The organism is Microbacterium sp. DT81.1, assembly GCF_049844955.1.
In the GTDB taxonomy this organism is placed as follows: Bacteria; Actinomycetota; Actinomycetes; order Actinomycetales; family Microbacteriaceae; genus Microbacterium.
Map to the genome: position 1 here is coordinate 613,968 of NZ_JBNCMA010000001.1, position 14,915 is coordinate 628,882.

The 14,915-nt window shown below is 70.2% G+C and carries 17 protein-coding genes and 1 tRNA gene; 6 read left to right on the forward strand and 12 right to left on the reverse strand.

The window, feature by feature from the left end; genetic code table 11:
* The first annotated feature begins 33 nt into the window (after positions 1–33).
* Both cmk and der read left to right on the forward strand, forming a co-directional pair.
* Positions 34–753 carry a (d)CMP kinase gene (cmk, locus tag ACLQ2Q_RS02795; RefSeq protein ID WP_425817712.1) on the forward strand — a complete coding sequence of 240 codons (720 nt, stop codon included), beginning with the start codon at positions 34–36 and terminating at the stop codon, positions 751–753.
* Positions 743–2,266 (forward strand): ribosome biogenesis GTPase Der, encoded by a 1,524-nt coding sequence (der, locus tag ACLQ2Q_RS02800; protein ID WP_425817713.1) that lies wholly within the window; start codon positions 743–745, stop codon positions 2,264–2,266. Before cmk ends, der begins: the two co-directional genes overlap by 11 nt.
* A 25-nt stretch (positions 2,267–2,291) precedes the next feature.
* Here der and ACLQ2Q_RS02805 read toward each other — a convergent pair whose 3' ends face one another.
* Together ACLQ2Q_RS02805 and ACLQ2Q_RS02810 are read right to left on the reverse strand one after the other, a co-directional pair.
* Complete coding sequence (locus tag ACLQ2Q_RS02805; protein ID WP_425817715.1) at positions 2,292–2,681, reverse strand: hypothetical protein; 390 nt, start codon at positions 2,679–2,681, stop codon at positions 2,292–2,294.
* A 30-nt stretch (positions 2,682–2,711) separates the two neighbouring features.
* Entirely contained in the window at positions 2,712–3,128 is a 417-nt protein-coding gene (locus ACLQ2Q_RS02810; protein WP_425817717.1) for a GNAT family N-acetyltransferase, read from the reverse strand.
* Between the two features lie 160 nt (positions 3,129–3,288).
* On the opposite strand from ACLQ2Q_RS02810, the gene ACLQ2Q_RS02815 reads away from it, so the two are divergent.
* Positions 3,289–4,191 carry an NUDIX domain-containing protein gene (locus ACLQ2Q_RS02815; RefSeq protein WP_425817719.1) on the forward strand — a complete coding sequence of 301 codons (903 nt, stop codon included), beginning with the start codon at positions 3,289–3,291 and terminating at the stop codon, positions 4,189–4,191.
* On the opposite strand, the gene ACLQ2Q_RS02820 is transcribed toward ACLQ2Q_RS02815, so the two are convergent.
* On the reverse strand, positions 4,188–4,571 hold the full coding sequence (locus ACLQ2Q_RS02820; protein WP_425817721.1) for an RNA-binding S4 domain-containing protein: 384 nt from the start codon (positions 4,569–4,571) through the stop codon (positions 4,188–4,190). The genes ACLQ2Q_RS02815 and ACLQ2Q_RS02820 overlap by 4 nt on opposite strands.
* Positions 4,568–5,263 carry a lysoplasmalogenase family protein gene (locus ACLQ2Q_RS02825; RefSeq protein ID WP_425817723.1) on the reverse strand — a complete coding sequence of 232 codons (696 nt, stop codon included), beginning with the start codon at positions 5,261–5,263 and terminating at the stop codon, positions 4,568–4,570. The genes ACLQ2Q_RS02820 and ACLQ2Q_RS02825 overlap by 4 nt, the downstream gene beginning before the upstream one ends.
* 57 nt (positions 5,264–5,320) lie before the next feature.
* On the opposite strand from ACLQ2Q_RS02825, the gene ACLQ2Q_RS02830 reads away from it, so the two are divergent.
* Entirely contained in the window at positions 5,321–6,499 is a 1,179-nt protein-coding gene (locus ACLQ2Q_RS02830; RefSeq protein WP_425817725.1) for a low temperature requirement protein A, read from the forward strand.
* On the opposite strand, the gene ACLQ2Q_RS02835 is transcribed toward ACLQ2Q_RS02830, so the two are convergent.
* Positions 6,496–7,077, reverse strand: a complete 582-nt coding sequence (locus tag ACLQ2Q_RS02835) for a GNAT family N-acetyltransferase (RefSeq protein WP_425817727.1) — start codon at positions 7,075–7,077, stop codon at positions 6,496–6,498. The genes ACLQ2Q_RS02830 and ACLQ2Q_RS02835 overlap by 4 nt on opposite strands.
* Before the next feature lie 127 nt (positions 7,078–7,204).
* Here ACLQ2Q_RS02835 and ACLQ2Q_RS02840 point away from each other — a divergent pair.
* Positions 7,205–7,278, forward strand: a tRNA-Pro gene (locus tag ACLQ2Q_RS02840).
* 290 nt (positions 7,279–7,568) lie between these two features.
* Here the strand turns inward: ACLQ2Q_RS02840 and ACLQ2Q_RS02845 are convergent.
* Genes ACLQ2Q_RS02845 through ACLQ2Q_RS02875 form a run of 7 tightly spaced genes read right to left on the reverse strand, consistent with a single transcriptional unit; the run spans position 7,569 to position 13,115 of the window.
* Positions 7,569–8,576, reverse strand: coding sequence for a HoxN/HupN/NixA family nickel/cobalt transporter (locus ACLQ2Q_RS02845; RefSeq protein ID WP_425817729.1), 1,008 nt, complete (start codon positions 8,574–8,576; stop codon positions 7,569–7,571).
* Complete coding sequence (locus ACLQ2Q_RS02850; RefSeq protein WP_425817731.1) at positions 8,573–9,295, reverse strand: urease accessory protein UreD; 723 nt, start codon at positions 9,293–9,295, stop codon at positions 8,573–8,575. The genes ACLQ2Q_RS02845 and ACLQ2Q_RS02850 overlap by 4 nt, the downstream gene beginning before the upstream one ends.
* A complete protein-coding gene (ureG, locus tag ACLQ2Q_RS02855; RefSeq protein WP_425817733.1) occupies positions 9,292–10,092 on the reverse strand; it encodes an urease accessory protein UreG in 801 nt (266 codons plus the stop codon). Before ureG ends, ACLQ2Q_RS02850 begins: the two co-directional genes overlap by 4 nt.
* Positions 10,085–10,759, reverse strand: a complete 675-nt coding sequence (locus tag ACLQ2Q_RS02860) for an urease accessory protein UreF (RefSeq protein WP_425817735.1) — start codon at positions 10,757–10,759, stop codon at positions 10,085–10,087. Before ACLQ2Q_RS02860 ends, ureG begins: the two co-directional genes overlap by 8 nt.
* Before the next feature lie 9 nt (positions 10,760–10,768).
* Positions 10,769–12,466, reverse strand: coding sequence for an urease subunit alpha (locus ACLQ2Q_RS02865; RefSeq protein WP_425817737.1), 1,698 nt, complete (start codon positions 12,464–12,466; stop codon positions 10,769–10,771).
* A complete protein-coding gene (ureB, locus tag ACLQ2Q_RS02870; RefSeq protein WP_425817739.1) occupies positions 12,453–12,803 on the reverse strand; it encodes an urease subunit beta in 351 nt (116 codons plus the stop codon). Before ureB ends, ACLQ2Q_RS02865 begins: the two co-directional genes overlap by 14 nt.
* Before the next feature lie 9 nt (positions 12,804–12,812).
* Complete coding sequence (locus ACLQ2Q_RS02875) at positions 12,813–13,115, reverse strand: urease subunit gamma (RefSeq protein WP_425817741.1); 303 nt, start codon at positions 13,113–13,115, stop codon at positions 12,813–12,815.
* A 449-nt stretch (positions 13,116–13,564) separates the two neighbouring features.
* On the opposite strand from ACLQ2Q_RS02875, the gene urtA reads away from it, so the two are divergent.
* Positions 13,565–14,875, forward strand: a complete 1,311-nt coding sequence (urtA, locus tag ACLQ2Q_RS02880) for an urea ABC transporter substrate-binding protein (RefSeq protein WP_425817743.1) — start codon at positions 13,565–13,567, stop codon at positions 14,873–14,875.
* Positions 14,876–14,915: the final 40 nt, after the last annotated feature.

Genomic DNA, 14,915 nt, shown 5'->3' on the forward strand with positions numbered 1-14,915 from the left:
GGCTCAGGGACCGAGCCAGGCTCAGGGACCGACGTGCCCGGCCTCACCCATCCGCCGTCGTCGCCGTACATCATCGCCATCGACGGCCCCGCGGGAAGCGGCAAGTCCAGCGTTTCGAAGGCCGTCGCGAGGCGACTGGGCCTCGGCTTCCTCGACACCGGCGCCGCATACCGCGCTCTTGCGTGGCATGTCCTCGCGCACGGCGCGGACACCTCCGATTCGTCCGCGGTCGTCGATGCGGCCGGCGACTTCGACGTGCAGCTCTCCCTCGATCCCGACGACTTCTGGGTGAGAGTCGGCAGCACCGACGTCACGGCGGCCATCCGTGAGCCGCGCGTCACCGAGGCCGTCAGCGGCGTCGCGCGCGTGCCCGCCATCCGACGCAGCATCAACACCTTCTTCCGCGCGCTCGTCGCGGCGGCCGATGCCCGGGGAGTCGTCGTCGAGGGTCGCGACATCACGACGGTCGTCGCTCCCGACGCGCCTGTGCGCGTGCTGCTGACCGCGGCGCCCGAGGTGCGCGCCGCCCGCCGGGCCAGAGAATTGACCACACAGGATGCCTCGGCCGTGGCCGATGCGCTGCACCGGCGCGACGCATCCGACTCGACGGTCGTCGACTTCCTCACCGCCGCCCCCGGCGTGCAGGTCGTGGACTCGACCGAACTGGACTTCGATCAGACCGTATCCGCGGTGATCGACGTCGTTGACCGCACGCTCGGCGTGCACGAAGCAGGAGGCCCGGATGGGCGCTGAAGAAGAGTACGAGGGTGGGCCGGACCAGCTCGCCGACAAGCTGGCCGACCTCGACGAGGAGCTCGCCGAGCAGCGGGCGTCCGCACTGCGGGCGGGCCTTGAGGACTACGAGCTGGATGAGGAGGATGCCGCGCTGCTGGCCGGCGTCGAACTCGGCGAAGACGGCATCCAGTTCCTTCCCGCGCTGCCCGTCGTGGCGATCGTCGGCCGCCCGAACGTCGGCAAGTCAGCGCTGGTGAACCGCATCCTCGGCCGCCGGGAGGCCGTCGTGGAGGACACCCCCGGTGTCACCCGCGACCGCGTCACCTACAAGGCCGAGTGGATGGCGCGCCGCTTCTCGCTCGTCGACACCGGCGGCTGGGAGCCCGACGCCCGGGGCATCGATGCGTCGGTCGCCGCGCAGGCCGAGGTCGCGATCGACCTCTGCGACGTCGTGCTGTTCGTCGTCGATGCGATGGTGGGCGCCACCTCGACCGACGAGCACGTCGTCAAGCTGCTCCGCAAGAGCGGCAAGCCGGTCTTCCTCGTCGCGAACAAGATCGACGACGCCCGTCACGAGCCCGAGGCCGCCGCCCTCTGGAACCTGGGGCTCGGGGAACCGTATCCCGTCTCGGCGATCCACGGGCGCGGCGTCGCCGACCTGCTCGACGAGGTCATGAAGGTGCTGCCGGAGGTGTCGGCGGTCGCGAAGCACGAGATCGGCGGACCCCGCCGAGTCGCCATCCTCGGCCGGCCGAACGTGGGCAAGTCGTCGCTGCTGAACAAGGCCGCGGGCGAGGAGCGCGTCGTCGTGAACGAGCTCGCCGGCACAACGCGCGACCCGGTGGATGAAATCGTCGAACTCGGCGGCAAGCTGTGGCGCTTCGTCGACACCGCCGGCATCCGTCGCCGCGTGCACCTGCAGCAGGGCGCCGACTTCTACGCGTCGCTGCGTACGTCGGCCGCGCTCGAGAAGGCCGAAGTGGCCGTCGTCGTGATCGACGTGTCCGAGTCGATCAGCGAGCAGGATGTGCGCATCATCGACCTCGTGCTCGAGTCGGGCCGCGCGCTCGTGCTGGCGTTCAACAAATGGGATCGCCTGGCCGACGATGACCTCGAGGGCGCCGATCGTCGCCGCTACCTCGAGCGCGAGATCGAACAGGACCTCGCGCACGTCGCGTGGGCGCCCCGCGTCAACATCTCCGCCCGCACCGGTCGTCACCTCGAACGGCTCGTGCCGGCGCTCGAGACGGCGCTCGAGTCGTGGGATCAGCGCATCCCGACCGGCAAGTTCAACGCCTTCCTCGCAGAGCTCGTGGCCGAGCATCCGCACCCGCTGCGTGGTGGCAAGCAGCCGCGCATCCTGTTCGGCACGCAGGCGGCCAGCCGCCCGCCGACATTCGTGCTGTTCACCACCGGATTCCTCGACCCCGGGTACCGCCGCTACGTGCAGCGTCGCCTGCGCGAGCTGTACGGCTTCGCTGGCACGCCGATCGTCATCAACATGCGGGTGCGCGAGAAGCGCACGCGCTGATCGGTCGCCGCGCTGGGCTGAGCATTCAGCTCAGCGCGATGAGGAGTGTGCAGGAGGCCAGCAACGCGCAGGTAGGCGTCATCGTGTAGCGCTCGGGCTTGCTGCGGGAGACGCCGTTGGCCAGAATGCCGAGCGTGAAGTAGCCGAAGATGAACCAGGTCGCGACCGCCTCGACCTGCTCGCCGGGGAAGATGTCGATCGCGCCGGCCCGGTCGAGCAGCACCAGCGCGATCGCGGCGTAGATCACGATCGAGAAGGCGCTCGCGATGCGGAGCGTCGGCGGCAGCACGCGGCTCTTGCCGCCCCACACGAAGTGCCCGAGCGGCGCGCCGAACGCGACGGCGAGCTGCAGTGCGGCCAGGGCGGCGAGGATCGCCACGGCGATGAGGGCGGCGGGGAGAACGAGCGGGGGCACGAGGTCAGTCAAGCAGAATCGGGCAGGCGGTCACCGCATGTGCGGGGCCGCACGGCGCACCATCGTCGTCGCATCCGGTTCTTCGAAGCCGAACTGCGTGTAGAGCGTGTGCGCGTCGCCCGTGAAGAGCACCCACCGGAAGTCGCGACCGGGGCCCTCGTCGATCATCCGCGTCATCAGCCGCTTGCCGAGGCCGTTGCCTCGGTGCGCGGGCAGCACGAAGACATCGGCGAGATACGCGAAGGCGACGCCGTCGGAAACGGCCCGGGCGAAGGCGACGAGCGCTCCCTGCTCGTCGTACGCGGCGACGAGCCGCCACGCGGAATCGAGTTGCGCCTCGAGGTCTGCGCGGGAACGCCAGCGACCCCAGTAGGCGTCGGTCGACAGCCAGTCCCACACGACATCGCGCTGGACCCGCTCGGGATCGTCGTCGAGTTCGTACGTCATCGGCCTATTCTGCCGAGAGGCGCCGACACATGCCGCGTGCCGATCAGAACCCCGTGGCCTGGGGGCCGGGATGGGGCCCGAAGTGCGGTCCGCGGGCGTGGTGCATCGGCGGATGACGCGCCACGGGTCCGACTCGGCTCGCATGTGACAGGCTGAAGCGGTGACCATCGAGCCCCCCGTTCCCGGCGAACCGCGTCGGCCCACCGGGCCGCGGGACCCGGGTGACGCGTGGGTGGTCGCCGAGTCGGGGGAGCGGTACTGGGGGCGTTTCGGCGCCGCGGGGCTGCTGGCCCTCGACCCGGATCGCGGGGTGCTGCTGCAGCATCGGGTGTCATGGAGCCACTTCGGCGGCACGTGGGCACTGCCTGGGGGCGCCCGTCACGAGAAGGAGTCGGCGATCGCCGCGGCGCTCCGCGAGGCCGAGGAAGAGGCCGGTGTGCCGCACGAGGCGGTGCGTCCGCGATTCTCGAGCGTGCTCGACCTTGGCGTGTGGTCGTATGCGACGGTCGTCGCCGACGTGATCGAGCCCTTCGAGCCGGTCATCAGCGATCCGGAGAGCTACGCACTGGAGTGGACGCCGGTTCCCGACGTCGACGCCCAGCCGCTGCATCCGGCATTCGAGGAGGCCTGGGCAGGACTTCGAGAGCTGCTCGGCGTGCGACCCGCGATCGTCGTCGACGGCGCCAACGTCGTCGGCTCGGTGCCCGACGGCTGGTGGCGCGACCGGGCCGGCGCCGCCGCCCGGCTCAAGGACCGGCTCACGGCACTGTCCGCCGCCGGTGTGGACGCCGCGGCTCTGGGTCTCGCAGCGACGCACTGGTATCCCGAATGGACGCTCGTCGTCGAAGGGAAGGCGCGCGCGCTCGAAGACGGGGAAACGGGCATCGCGGTGGTTCGCGCGGACGGCGAGGGGGACGACACCATCGCCGAGGTGGCGGCCGGTCTCGTGCGCGACGGCCGCGCAGTCACCGTCGTCACGAGCGACCGCGGACTGACGGCGCGGGCGACGGATGCCGGTGCCTCGGTGCGCGGCGCCGGCTGGCTGCTCGACCTGCTGCCCTAGGGCCCGGAGCGCCCGCGCAGCTTCTCCATGTCCCGACGCTCGCGCTTCGTCGGTCGTCCGGCGCCACGGTCGCGGATCGGCACCATCGCGCGCTCCGTCAGCGGGGGAGGCGGGGGAGTCCGGTCTTCTGCCGCTTCGGCCACCAGCGCCGCGCCCACCCGCTTCACGATCAGCTTGCGCACGACGAGGATCCGGTCGAATCCGGCGATGCGCACGCGCAGCTCGTCGCCGATCCTCACCGGTTGCGCGGCCTTCGCCCGTTCGCCGTTCACCCGTACATGCCCTGCGCGGCATGCGGTGGTCGCGGCCGATCGCGTCTTGTAGACGCGCACCGCCCAGAGCCAGCTGTCGACGCGTGCGGACGTCGGTCCCTCCGTCACACGACCACCGCCCGCCGCCGCAGTGTGACGATCGCACCGGCCGCGATGAGGCCCGGGCCGAGCGTGTACGTGAGCATCACGAGCGGGCTCGTCCACCCCGGCATGGCGTCGGGCGGGAAGATGCGGAACGCGAGGACAGTGTCGGAGGCCAGAAAGAAGGCGCCTCCCCAGACGACCAGCGTATGACACCGTGCCGCGAGCGCGGCCGTGCCGCCGAGCACCAGGCCGTAGACGGCCACGGCGATCGACAGTCCGCCGAGGCTCGGCCACAGCACGAGCAGCAGCGCCAGCCACCACACGGCGTACACCGCGGCCCACCCGGGAAGAGGGCGCACCGCCAGGTGCTTCCAGAACAGGCAGATGTAGCAGAGGTGCGCCAGCCCGAAGAAGAGCAGCATCAGCGGCAGCGGATCGCCGGCGAAGGGGAAGAACGCACCCGCGCCGTCGCCCAGCCAGGAGAACGCGATCGCGAGGAGCAGCAGGGTGTATGGGGCGCCCCACGCGCCGCCGCGCCCACCCCACAGCACCGCCAGCGCGAGCGCCGGCATCAGCGTCAGCTTCGTGGGCGCGGCGACATCGTCGGAGCCGACCGCGAGGGCGACGACGTGAACGAGGGACAGCACGGCGTAGGGCGCGAAACCCCACCACAGCGGGCGCGTGGCTACCGCGGATGGCGCACGCACTGCGGACACGGCACTCCTTCAGGACGCTGGTGAGTGCACCCATCTTCCCACCGCCAGAATGGAGGCATGACCGACGTCATCAGCCGCATGGGCCTTCGCCGGATGTCGCCCAGGGACCAGCACGATCCGCACCGCGTCGCGACGCCGCTGGAGCTGCTCTTCGACCTCGTGTTCGTCGTGGCCGTGTCGCAGGCATCCATCAATCTCCACCACATGATTGCGGACGACCATGTGGGCGAGGGCGTCATTGCGTACATCATGGTGTTCTTCGCGATCTGGTGGGCGTGGATGAACTTCTCTTGGTTCGCCTCGGCGTTCGACACGGACGACTGGCTCTATCGCGTGACCACCATCGTGCAGATGACCGGTGTGCTGGTGCTGGCGGCCGGAGTGCATGACGCGATGGTCGACCAGAACTTCGCCACCGCCACGTGGGGCTACGTCATCATGAGGCTGGCCATGGTCGCACAGTGGCTTCGGGCCGCGGCATCCGACCCGTCATCCCGCCCCGCAGCCCTGCGCATGGCCGTCGGCATCGCGGCGGTGCAGGTGCTGTGGGTGGCGCGCATCTACCTGCTCGACGAGCAGTGGCAGTTCTGGAGCTTCTTCGCGCTGATGATCGCTGAGCTGCTGGTGCCGCTCTGGGCCGAGGCGCACGGCCGCACATCGTGGCACGCCCACCACATCGCCGAGCGGTACGGATTGTTCACCCTCCTCTTGCTCGGTGAGAGCCTGCTCGCGTCGGCGAACGCGATCATCGACGCCGTGGCCGAGGGGGAGCACGTTCCCGAGCTGCTCTGGCTCGCCGGGAGCGGCGTCGTGATCGCCGCGGGCATGTGGTGGGTGTACTTCGCACGCGATCAGGCTGACGGGCTCACCTCTGTACGTGCGGGGTTCACATTCGGATACCTGCACTACGTGATCTTCGCCGCGGCCGGCGCCGTCTCGGCGGGCGTCGAAGTGCAGATCGACGTGATCACCGAGCACGCGGAGGTGTCCCAGACCGTCGCCGGGCTCTCCCTGGCGATACCCGTCGCGCTGTTCGTCTTCGGGGTGTGGCTGGTGGCGCTGCGGCCCCGGATCACCCATGGCGCCACGGCGGCGGTGCTCGGGGGCGCGGCGCTCATCGCGCTGGCCGGCCTCCTGCCCGCCGGGTCGGCAGGGGTCGTCGCTCTCGTCCTGGTCGCCGTCGTCGTGGTGCTGGAACGGGATGCCGCGGGCACTCGCACCCCCGTGAACTCCTAACGCAGCTCGAGCTGAACGATGGCGCGATCCGGTTTCGTGCGCGCCACTTCGGTGAAGCCAGCAGCCAGGAAAATCGAGAGCACCCCTCGGTACAGCTCGTTCGACGAGTGCTTCGCGGCCGTCGGGTCGATGGGGTACGCCTCGATCACCCGCGCCTTGCCCTTGCGGGCGTGCGCGATCGCCGCCTCGAGCAGCGCGGTCGTGAGACCGAGCCCCCGGTGCTCTTTGCGGACGACGAAGCACGATACCGACCACACCGACGGATCATCGAGGGCCTGGGCCGTCGCTCCCGCGATCTCGCGGGTTCGGGCGATGCGCACCTGCGGGACGCGCGGACCGACCCGAACCCACCCGGCAGCATCGCCGTCGGCATAGGCGATCAGGGCCGGCGGGGGACCGGCATCCAGCTCTCGCTGCAGCAGACGCTCGCGCTCATCCGTCGACAGCTTCTGGAACTCGGCGTTCGTGATCATCCACCACTGGCACTGGCAGCTGCGCCCGTCCCCGCCGCCGGTGAGGGCGTGCTCCGCGTCGTCGAACCGGTCGGCCGTCGCAGGTTCGATCGTGATCTTCGGCATGCACCGACGGTACTCGTATGCGGCGACATCCGACAGAAGGCGCCGCCCCGCGTTCGCGGCGGCTACGGCGAGCGGGTAAGATGGGGGAGTTGTCCGCGCTTCGGCACGGTCACGACAACTGAAGAATCGGGATGTGGCGCAGCTTGGTAGCGCACTTGACTGGGGGTCAAGGGGTCGCAGGTTCAAATCCTGTCATCCCGACCGAAAAGTCCCGGGAACCTCAGGGTTCCCGGGACTTCTTAGTTGGTGAAACGTGACCACCTCATCGCAATGCCATCGAATTGACCGCTCTCGCCTCGCGATCGGCACGCTCGGCGAGATCGGGTTCCTGCGGGCGGAGAACGGTCGCGTTGCGGCCAGAGCGCGCTTCAGAGACTTGAATTGTGCTCGGAACCGTTGGCGGGAAGGGCGGCACCGACTCCTCAGCTCCGGAAATGACGAATGCCGCGCAGCTGCGGGAGTTGAAGCGCTCGAATCCTGGACGATAACGGTCAGTCCGTCCTCGGGCGAGTCCATCCCATCGCTGCCAGCACAGCCGCCCATGTCACGAGAAGAAGCCCGGTCAGCACGAACCCGAGGCCATCGAGCCGGACCGACGCCACCCAGGGGAGCGGGCCACCGAGCCCGAGATTCGCGACGAGGACGTCAGAGAGCTGGACTATCGCGATGAGCACAGCGGCGACGACGGAGAGCCCGGTCATCGCCATGGCGTACACCTCTCCGAGGTGACGGCGCCCGGGTTGCCATGAGTAAGCGCGACGCATCACCGCGCCCTGGGTGGTGTCGAAGGCGCTCATTCCGGCGGCGAAGAGGATGGGCAGCGTGAGCGCGGCCCACCAGGGCACGGCCGCGAGCGACGCTGCGCCCGCGAGCGTGAGCAGTCCGATCTCGGTTGCGGTGTCGAAGCCGAGCCCGAAGAGCAGACCGACGATGTACATCCGCGAGGGGCGGTCGACCGCCTTCTCGAACGGGCCGAGCATCCGCAGCACTGGGCCGCCGGCGTGCCCGTGGCGCCGTCGCAGCGACGCGATGTTGATGGCGGCGATCAGGAGCAGGAAGAAGCCCGAGACGCTGGGGCCGATCACCCCCGTCCACGTGCGAAGGGCGGAGGACTCATCGGCGAGCGAGGCGCCGATCGCGGTGATGCCCAGGGTCAGCAGGATGCAGAGCACGACGACGATCGTGGAGTGACCGAGCGAGAACCAGAAGCCGACCGTGTTCGCGGGCCTGCCCCGCTCGGCGAGGCGGCGCGTCGTGTTGTCGATCCCGGCGATGTGGTCGGCGTCGAACGCGTGCCGCACTCCCAGGGCATAGGCGGTGAGGCCGACGCCGAGCGTGACGACCGCGCCGCCCGCGCCGCCGAGCGGGATGCCGGCCGGGATCACGAGCAGGAGGAGGACGCCCCACCCGACCACGTGCAGGAGCGCGATCAGCGAGATGACGCCGATCGTACTCGGCAGGATGCGCGCGGGGGCGCGGTCTTCGGTGAGCGATGTCATCGGGCGATCACCGCCTCTTCGGCGTGCGCCCGCTCCGCGGCCGCCCCGGCCCAGGCGTCCCACACGGGGTCCAGCGGCGAGCCGTGGGTGTGGTCCGAGAGATGGCGCGCCATCGAGCCGGGGCGGTCGAACTCGAGGTCGCCCGGGCGGGCGGGCGGGCGGAATCCGACCGCGATCACGGCATCGATCACCCGGTTCTGACCCAGCACCCCCGGCTGGGGCGCCGCCCCGTCGGCCTCCAGCCGCTCGATGAGCACCGGGCCGGTCTCGTCGACGACGGTGAGCTCCGAGGTGAGCCGACCGCCTCGCTCGCCGTGCCTGCCGAGCACGAGGGTCTCCCGGATGAGGGCGCGCGCTCCGTCGGCCAGGGTGAGGGAGCTGCGACGTTCGGCGTCGGCGCCGTCGGTGACCACGAACGGAAGCCCGTGCCACAGCAGCGTTCCACCGACTCCGATCCGCACATCCAGGACCCAGGACGAGGGCGCCCCGCGGTAGGCGACGGTGCCCCCGACATCCTCGATCTCGAGAGTGCACCCGGGACCGACGTCGATCGCGACGTGCACGTGGTCGCCCCCGAGCAGCACCATTCCGGCGGCCGTGACTGCGACGTGCGCACGCGTGGCATCGCGGGTTATCAGGCGCGGGGCGAGCGCGCCGACCGCGAGCTGCACGTGCGCGCGCGGCTCGCCCGCCGTGAGCGCGATGCGGGTGGGGGTCACTCGCTCGGGTTCGCCCCCGCAGCGGCGTGCGCGGGGAAGTGGTCGTGGTTCAGGTCGTGGTCGTGGGGCTCATCGCCGGCGTGGGAGTGGACGAATCCGCCCTCCGGGTGCTCCTCGTCGGCGTGGAAGTGCGGGGCCATGGGGCCGGGGTCCTGCGCGATGTGCGTGCCGGCGCGGTGGCCGGCGAGGATCGTGAGCACCCAGGCGCGCAGCGCCGCGACGGACGCGGCGTCGTGCCGCGACAGGGCGAGCACGGCACGACCGTCGCGCGCCGCCTCGGCATCCGCCACCATCTGCGCGACGTCGACGTCCACGTACGGGGCGAGGTCGGTCTTGTTGATGACGAGGAGGTCGGCGCGACCGATGCCGGGGCCGCCCTTGCGTGCGACGTCGCCCCCGCCCGCGACGTCGAGCACGAAGATCTGCGCGTCGACCAGGGCGGGTGAGAAGGTCGCGGTCAGGTTGTCTCCGCCCGACTCGATGAGCACGACGTCGAGCGGCGCGAAGTCGCGTTCGAGGTCTTCGGCCGCGAGCAGGTTGGTGGTGATGTCGTCGCGGATCGCGGTGTGCGGGCAGGCCCCGGTCTCGACGGCGCGGATGCGCTCGGGGTCGAGCACCCCGGCCGAGCGGAGGAACCGGGCGTCCTCGTCGGTGTAGATGTCGTTCGTGATGACGCCGAGGCGCAGTTCGGCGGCGAGGGCACGGCACACCGTCGCGATCAGCGACGACTTGCCGGTGCCGACGGGACCGGCGACGCCGAGTCGGAGCGCGCGGGAGGTGAGCGGGGAGTCAGGCACGGAAGAGTCTCCTGTTCGTTCGGGCGTGGGCCTCGGTCCACACCTCGGCTTGGGGGGCGCTCGCCGCGGGGATCGCCTCGGGTGAGGCGAGCGCGGCGAGCTGGGGGATGAGGGGATCGACCGAGGCGCACGCGTCCAGCACGAGCCGCACTCCGTCGACGGGGTCGCCGGGCTCCAGCTTGAGAAGGGCCGCGGCGCCGCCCGCCATGTCGTCGTAGACGGCGACGCGCACCAGGGTCTCGGCGTCGAGTCCCGCGTGGGCGGCGATCGCCCCGAGCACGATGGGGCGCGCGGGCGATGGGGTATCACCGGTCGTCAGGGCGGCGATCGCCGGAGCCTGCGGCCAGAGGCGCTGCGCGAGTCGGAGCAGTCCGCGGCCGAGGTCAGTCGACGCGGTGCGCGCTGCTCGGCTGGGGGTGCGGGCTGCCCAGGCCCGTTCGACGGGGGCGTACGGCGCGCCGGTCAGTGCGGCGCGCCGCGCCACGACCGCCGTCGCCGCGTCGACGAGCGTGGTCGTACGAGCACGGGCGCGGAGGAATGCGGCGACATCTCGTCGGGCGAGTCCTCCCTGGATGGCCGGCTCGAGACCCGCCGAGAACGCGTGCCCACCCGAGGGGAGGCGTGCGTCGCCGAGCAGCAGGGTGACGGTGTGTGCGGCGGAGTCCACGGGGCGGTCTCAGAACAGGTTGTACAGCTGGGCGAGGGGGAGGGAGGCCGCGGGCGCCGGCTGCACGTCTTCGCCGTCGATCGCGATCTCGAACGTGTCGGGCCGGATGCGGATGGAGGGCAGGACGTCGTTGTTCTTCATGTCGGCCTTGCCGATGTGACGCGTGGGCTGCACCGCGGCGAGCCGGCGACGCAGGTTGAGCGTCTCGGCCAGGCCGTCCTCCAGGGCCGCGGGAGAGACGTAGGTCACCGAGAGGTCGGCGCCGATCGTGTCGCCGAAGGAGGGGCGCATCATCACGGGCTGCGGCGTCGGGATCGAGGCGTTCGGGTCGCCGAGCGCCGCCCACGCGATCGCGCCGCCCTTGATGACGACGGCGGGCCGTACCCCGAAGAACTTCGGGTCCCACACGGCGAGATCGGCCAGTCTGCCGACCTCGACCGACCCCACGTCGTAGGCGATCCCGTGCGCGCTCGCCGGGTTGATCGTGTACTTCGCGATGTAGCGGCGCGCGCGCTCGTTGTCCGCCGGCATCCCGCCGCCGAGCGGTCCCCGGCGGTGCTTCATGACGTGGGCGACCTGCCACGTGCGCGTGATCACTTCGCCGATCCTGCCCATGGCCTGCGCGTCGGACGAGGTCACCGACAGGGCTCCGATGTCGTGCAGGATGTCTTCCGCGGCGATCGTGGTGGCACGGATGCGCGACTCCGCGAAGGCGAGGTCCTCGGGCACCGATGGGTTCAGGTGGTGGCAGACCATCAGCATGTCGAGGTGCTCCGCCACGGTGTTGACGGTGTGCGGCAGGGTCGGGTTGGTGGAACCCGGGATGACGTTGGGCAGCCCTGCGATCGAGAGGATGTCGGGGGCGTGGCCGCCGCCGGCGCCCTCGACGTGGAACGCATGGATCGATCGGCCGCCCATCGCCGCGATCGTGGACTCGACGAAGCCCGACTCGTTGAGGGAGTCCGAGTGCAGCGCGACCTGCAGGCCCCAGTCCTCGGCCGCGCGCAGCGACGCGTCGATCGCCGCGGGGGAGGAGCCCCAGTCCTCGTGCACCTTGTAGCCCGCGGCGCCGGCGAGCGCCTGCTCCTTCAGCGCCGCCATCGACACGGTGTTGCCCTTGCCGAGCAGCAGGACGTTCACCGGCAGGGGGTCCAGCGCGCGGTGCATGGCGGACAGATGCCACGCCCCGGGGGTGACGGTCGTCGCCTTGGACCCCTCGGAGGGGCCGGTGCCGCCGCCGACGATCGTCGTGATGCCGGTGGCCAGGGCCTCGTGGATCTGGGAGGGCGAGAGCAGGTGGACGTGCGAGTCGATGGCGCCCGCGGTCACGATGCGCCCCTCACCGGAGACGACGTCGGTGGACGGCCCGATGATCATGTCGATGCCGTCGCTGATGTCGGGGTTGCCCGCATGGCCGATCCCCACGATGCGTCCGTCCCGGATGCCGATGTCGGCGCGGACGATGCCCCACCAGTCCAGGATGATCGCGTTGGTGATGACGGTGTCGAGGGCGCCGTCAGCCCGCGTCGTGGTCGCCTGCGCCATCGACTCGCGGATGGACTTGCCGCCGCCGAAGACGGCCTCCTCGCCGCCGACGGTGAGGTCGCGCTCGATCTGGATCCAGAGGTCGGTGTCGCCCAGGCGCACCTCGTCTCCCACGGTCGGTCCGTAGATCGCCGCATATCGGGATCGGTCAAGCCAGACCATCGAGCAGCTCCTGTCCTTCGGTCTTGAGCTGTATGCCGGGGACCCGACGCGCTCCGCGCAGCGCCACAGCGTCGAGCTCACGTGAGGCGCCCGGCTCGAAGCGCTGCGACGTGCCGGAGGCGATGTCGAGGCGGAACCCGTGAGCGCGGGCCCGGTCGAATTCCAGCGCACTGTTCACGTCGGGCAGATGGATGTGAGAGCCGATCTGGATGGGGCGGTCGCCGGTGTTCACGAACACGAGCCGGATGCGCTCGGACTCGGTGCGGTCGGCGTTCAGCTCGATGCGCCCCGGTCGAATTCGGACGGCGCCTGGGCCTTCGGAGGAAGCGGATGCCACGGCGACTCCTCAGTCGATCGGGTGGTGGACGGTGACGAGTTTGCGGCCGTCGGGGAACGTGGCCTCGACCTGCACGTCGGCGAGCATCTCGGGAACGCCCGGCATCACCTGGTCGCGCGTGAGAACGGTGCGGCCCTCCTGCATCAGCTCTGCGACGCCACGTCCTTCTCTGGCACGTTCGATGACCCAGCACGAGAGCAGGGCGACCGTTTCGGGGTGGTTGAGGAGGATGCCGCGGTCGAGCCGGTCGCGCGCGACCATCGCTGCGACCGACAGCAGAAGCTTCTCGGTTTCGGCGGGAGTGAAGTGCATTCGGGCCTCCGGCGGGTGATGTCAGAAGTGTGCCATATCGGCCTGTTTCGGTGGACGTCACGGAAGGGGCATCGCACCGTGTCAGCGGCGCGGACCCCGGGAAATCAAGGTTTGCGGCGCTAAGCCCGGCTCACGGTTAACAGAATCGGAACAATCGAGAAATGTCAGAGCAATGACGCGGTCCCATGCTGGCACTACCGCAGCAGTCGGCGCCCACCTTCTTCGGCTGAACACCGGCACGCGGAGCACGGCACCTCGACGCATCACCGGCAGTCCCCCTGCACCACACCCTGATTCACCGATCAGTCCGTCCCGCCCGTCACCCGGCACATCCGCTCTTCGGCGTGCCCGGTCATCTCGCCGGCATCCCGGCGTCGATCGGCGTGCCTGCAGGATGCACCACCCATCCCGAGAACGCACCACCTGCACCACACAGAAACGGAGTTCCCATGACAACCACACGGAATCGAAGGGCGCGCGGCCTGCTGGCCGTTCCGGCCATGGCCGCCGCCGCGGCCCTCCTCCTCGCGGGATGCGGCGCCCGCGCCGGCGACACCGCAGCGCCCGCGGCATCGGGCAGCGCCGCCGCGTCCGAGAGCTGCATCGACTCGTCCGGCGACACGATCAAGCTCGGCTTCCTCAACTCGCTGACGGGTGGCATGGCCATCTCCGAGCAGACCGTCTCCAACGTCCTGCACATGGCCGCGGACGAGATCAACGCCGACGGCGGCATCCTGGGCAAGCAGATCGAGTACATCCAGGAGGACGGCGCCACCGACTGGCCCACCTTCGCGGAGAAGACCGAGAAGCTGCTCACCCAGGACTGCGTCGCCGCGATCTTCGGCGGCTGGACCTCGTCGTCCCGCAAGGCCGTCAAGCCGGTCGTCGAAGAGCACAACGGCCTGTTCTTCTACCCGGTGCAATACGAGGGCCTCGAGGCCTCGCCGAACATCTACTACACCGGTGCCACGACCAACCAGCAGATCATCCCGGCCATGGACTATCTCGCCGCCCAGGGCGTCGAGACGCTCTTCCTGGCCGGATCCGACTATGTGTTCCCGCGCACCGCGAACGCGATCATCAAGCTCTACGCCGCCGAGCTCGGCATCGAGATCGTCGGCGAGGAGTACGTTCCGCTCGACCGGGACGACTGGACCACGCAGGTCGCGAAGATCGTGGAGGCCGACCCCGACTTCATCTTCAACACCATCAACGGCTCGTCGAACGTCGGATTCGTGAAGGCCTACTACGACGCCGGTCTCACCCCGGAGACGACCCCCATCATCTCCGTGTCTATCGCCGAGGAGGAGGCGCCGGCGATGGGTCACGAGGTCACCGGCAATTACGCGTCGTGGAACTACTTCCAGTCACTGCAGACCCCGAACAACCCGGGTTTCATCGAGCGCTGGAAGGCCTACCCCGGCAGCAGCGGGGTGACCTCCGACCCGATGGAGGCCGCATACATCTCGCTGTACCTCTACAAGGCTCTTGCCGAGGCAGCCGGTACGTTCGACGTCGATGAGATCAACGCGGCCGCGGCCGCGGGCGGCATCACCGTCGACGCGCCGGAGGGCGTCGTCACGCTGGACGGCGAGAACCACCACATCTCCAAGCCCGGCAACATCGGCCGCATCAACGCCGACAACCAGTTCGACATCGTCTGGTCGTCCGAGGGCGTCATCGAGCCCGACCCGTACCTCGAGGGGTACGACTGGTTCCCCTCCGACGTCCGCGATGCGCTCGTAGCCGCGGCCGGCTGATCCGCCACGGCGCTCAGGGTCCCGTGGCCGACCACGGGAC

What these genes read in the sequence shown, in the direction of transcription:
- urtA (WP_425817743.1), top strand. Translation starts at nt 13,565, where the DNA reads ATGACAACCACACGGAATCGAAGGGCGCGCGGCCTGCTGGCCGTTCCG.
- ACLQ2Q_RS02810 (WP_425817717.1), bottom strand. Translation starts at nt 3,128, where the DNA reads ATGACGTACGAACTCGACGACGATCCCGAGCGGGTCCAGCGCGATGTC.
- ACLQ2Q_RS02830 (WP_425817725.1), top strand. Translation starts at nt 5,321, where the DNA reads ATGACCGACGTCATCAGCCGCATGGGCCTTCGCCGGATGTCGCCCAGG.
- ACLQ2Q_RS02835 (WP_425817727.1), bottom strand. Translation starts at nt 7,077, where the DNA reads ATGCCGAAGATCACGATCGAACCTGCGACGGCCGACCGGTTCGACGAC.
- ACLQ2Q_RS02845 (WP_425817729.1), bottom strand. Translation starts at nt 8,576, where the DNA reads ATGACATCGCTCACCGAAGACCGCGCCCCCGCGCGCATCCTGCCGAGT.
- ACLQ2Q_RS02875 (WP_425817741.1), bottom strand. Translation starts at nt 13,115, where the DNA reads ATGCACTTCACTCCCGCCGAAACCGAGAAGCTTCTGCTGTCGGTCGCA.
- der (WP_425817713.1), top strand. Translation starts at nt 743, where the DNA reads ATGGGCGCTGAAGAAGAGTACGAGGGTGGGCCGGACCAGCTCGCCGAC.
- ACLQ2Q_RS02865 (WP_425817737.1), bottom strand. Translation starts at nt 12,466, where the DNA reads ATGGTCTGGCTTGACCGATCCCGATATGCGGCGATCTACGGACCGACC.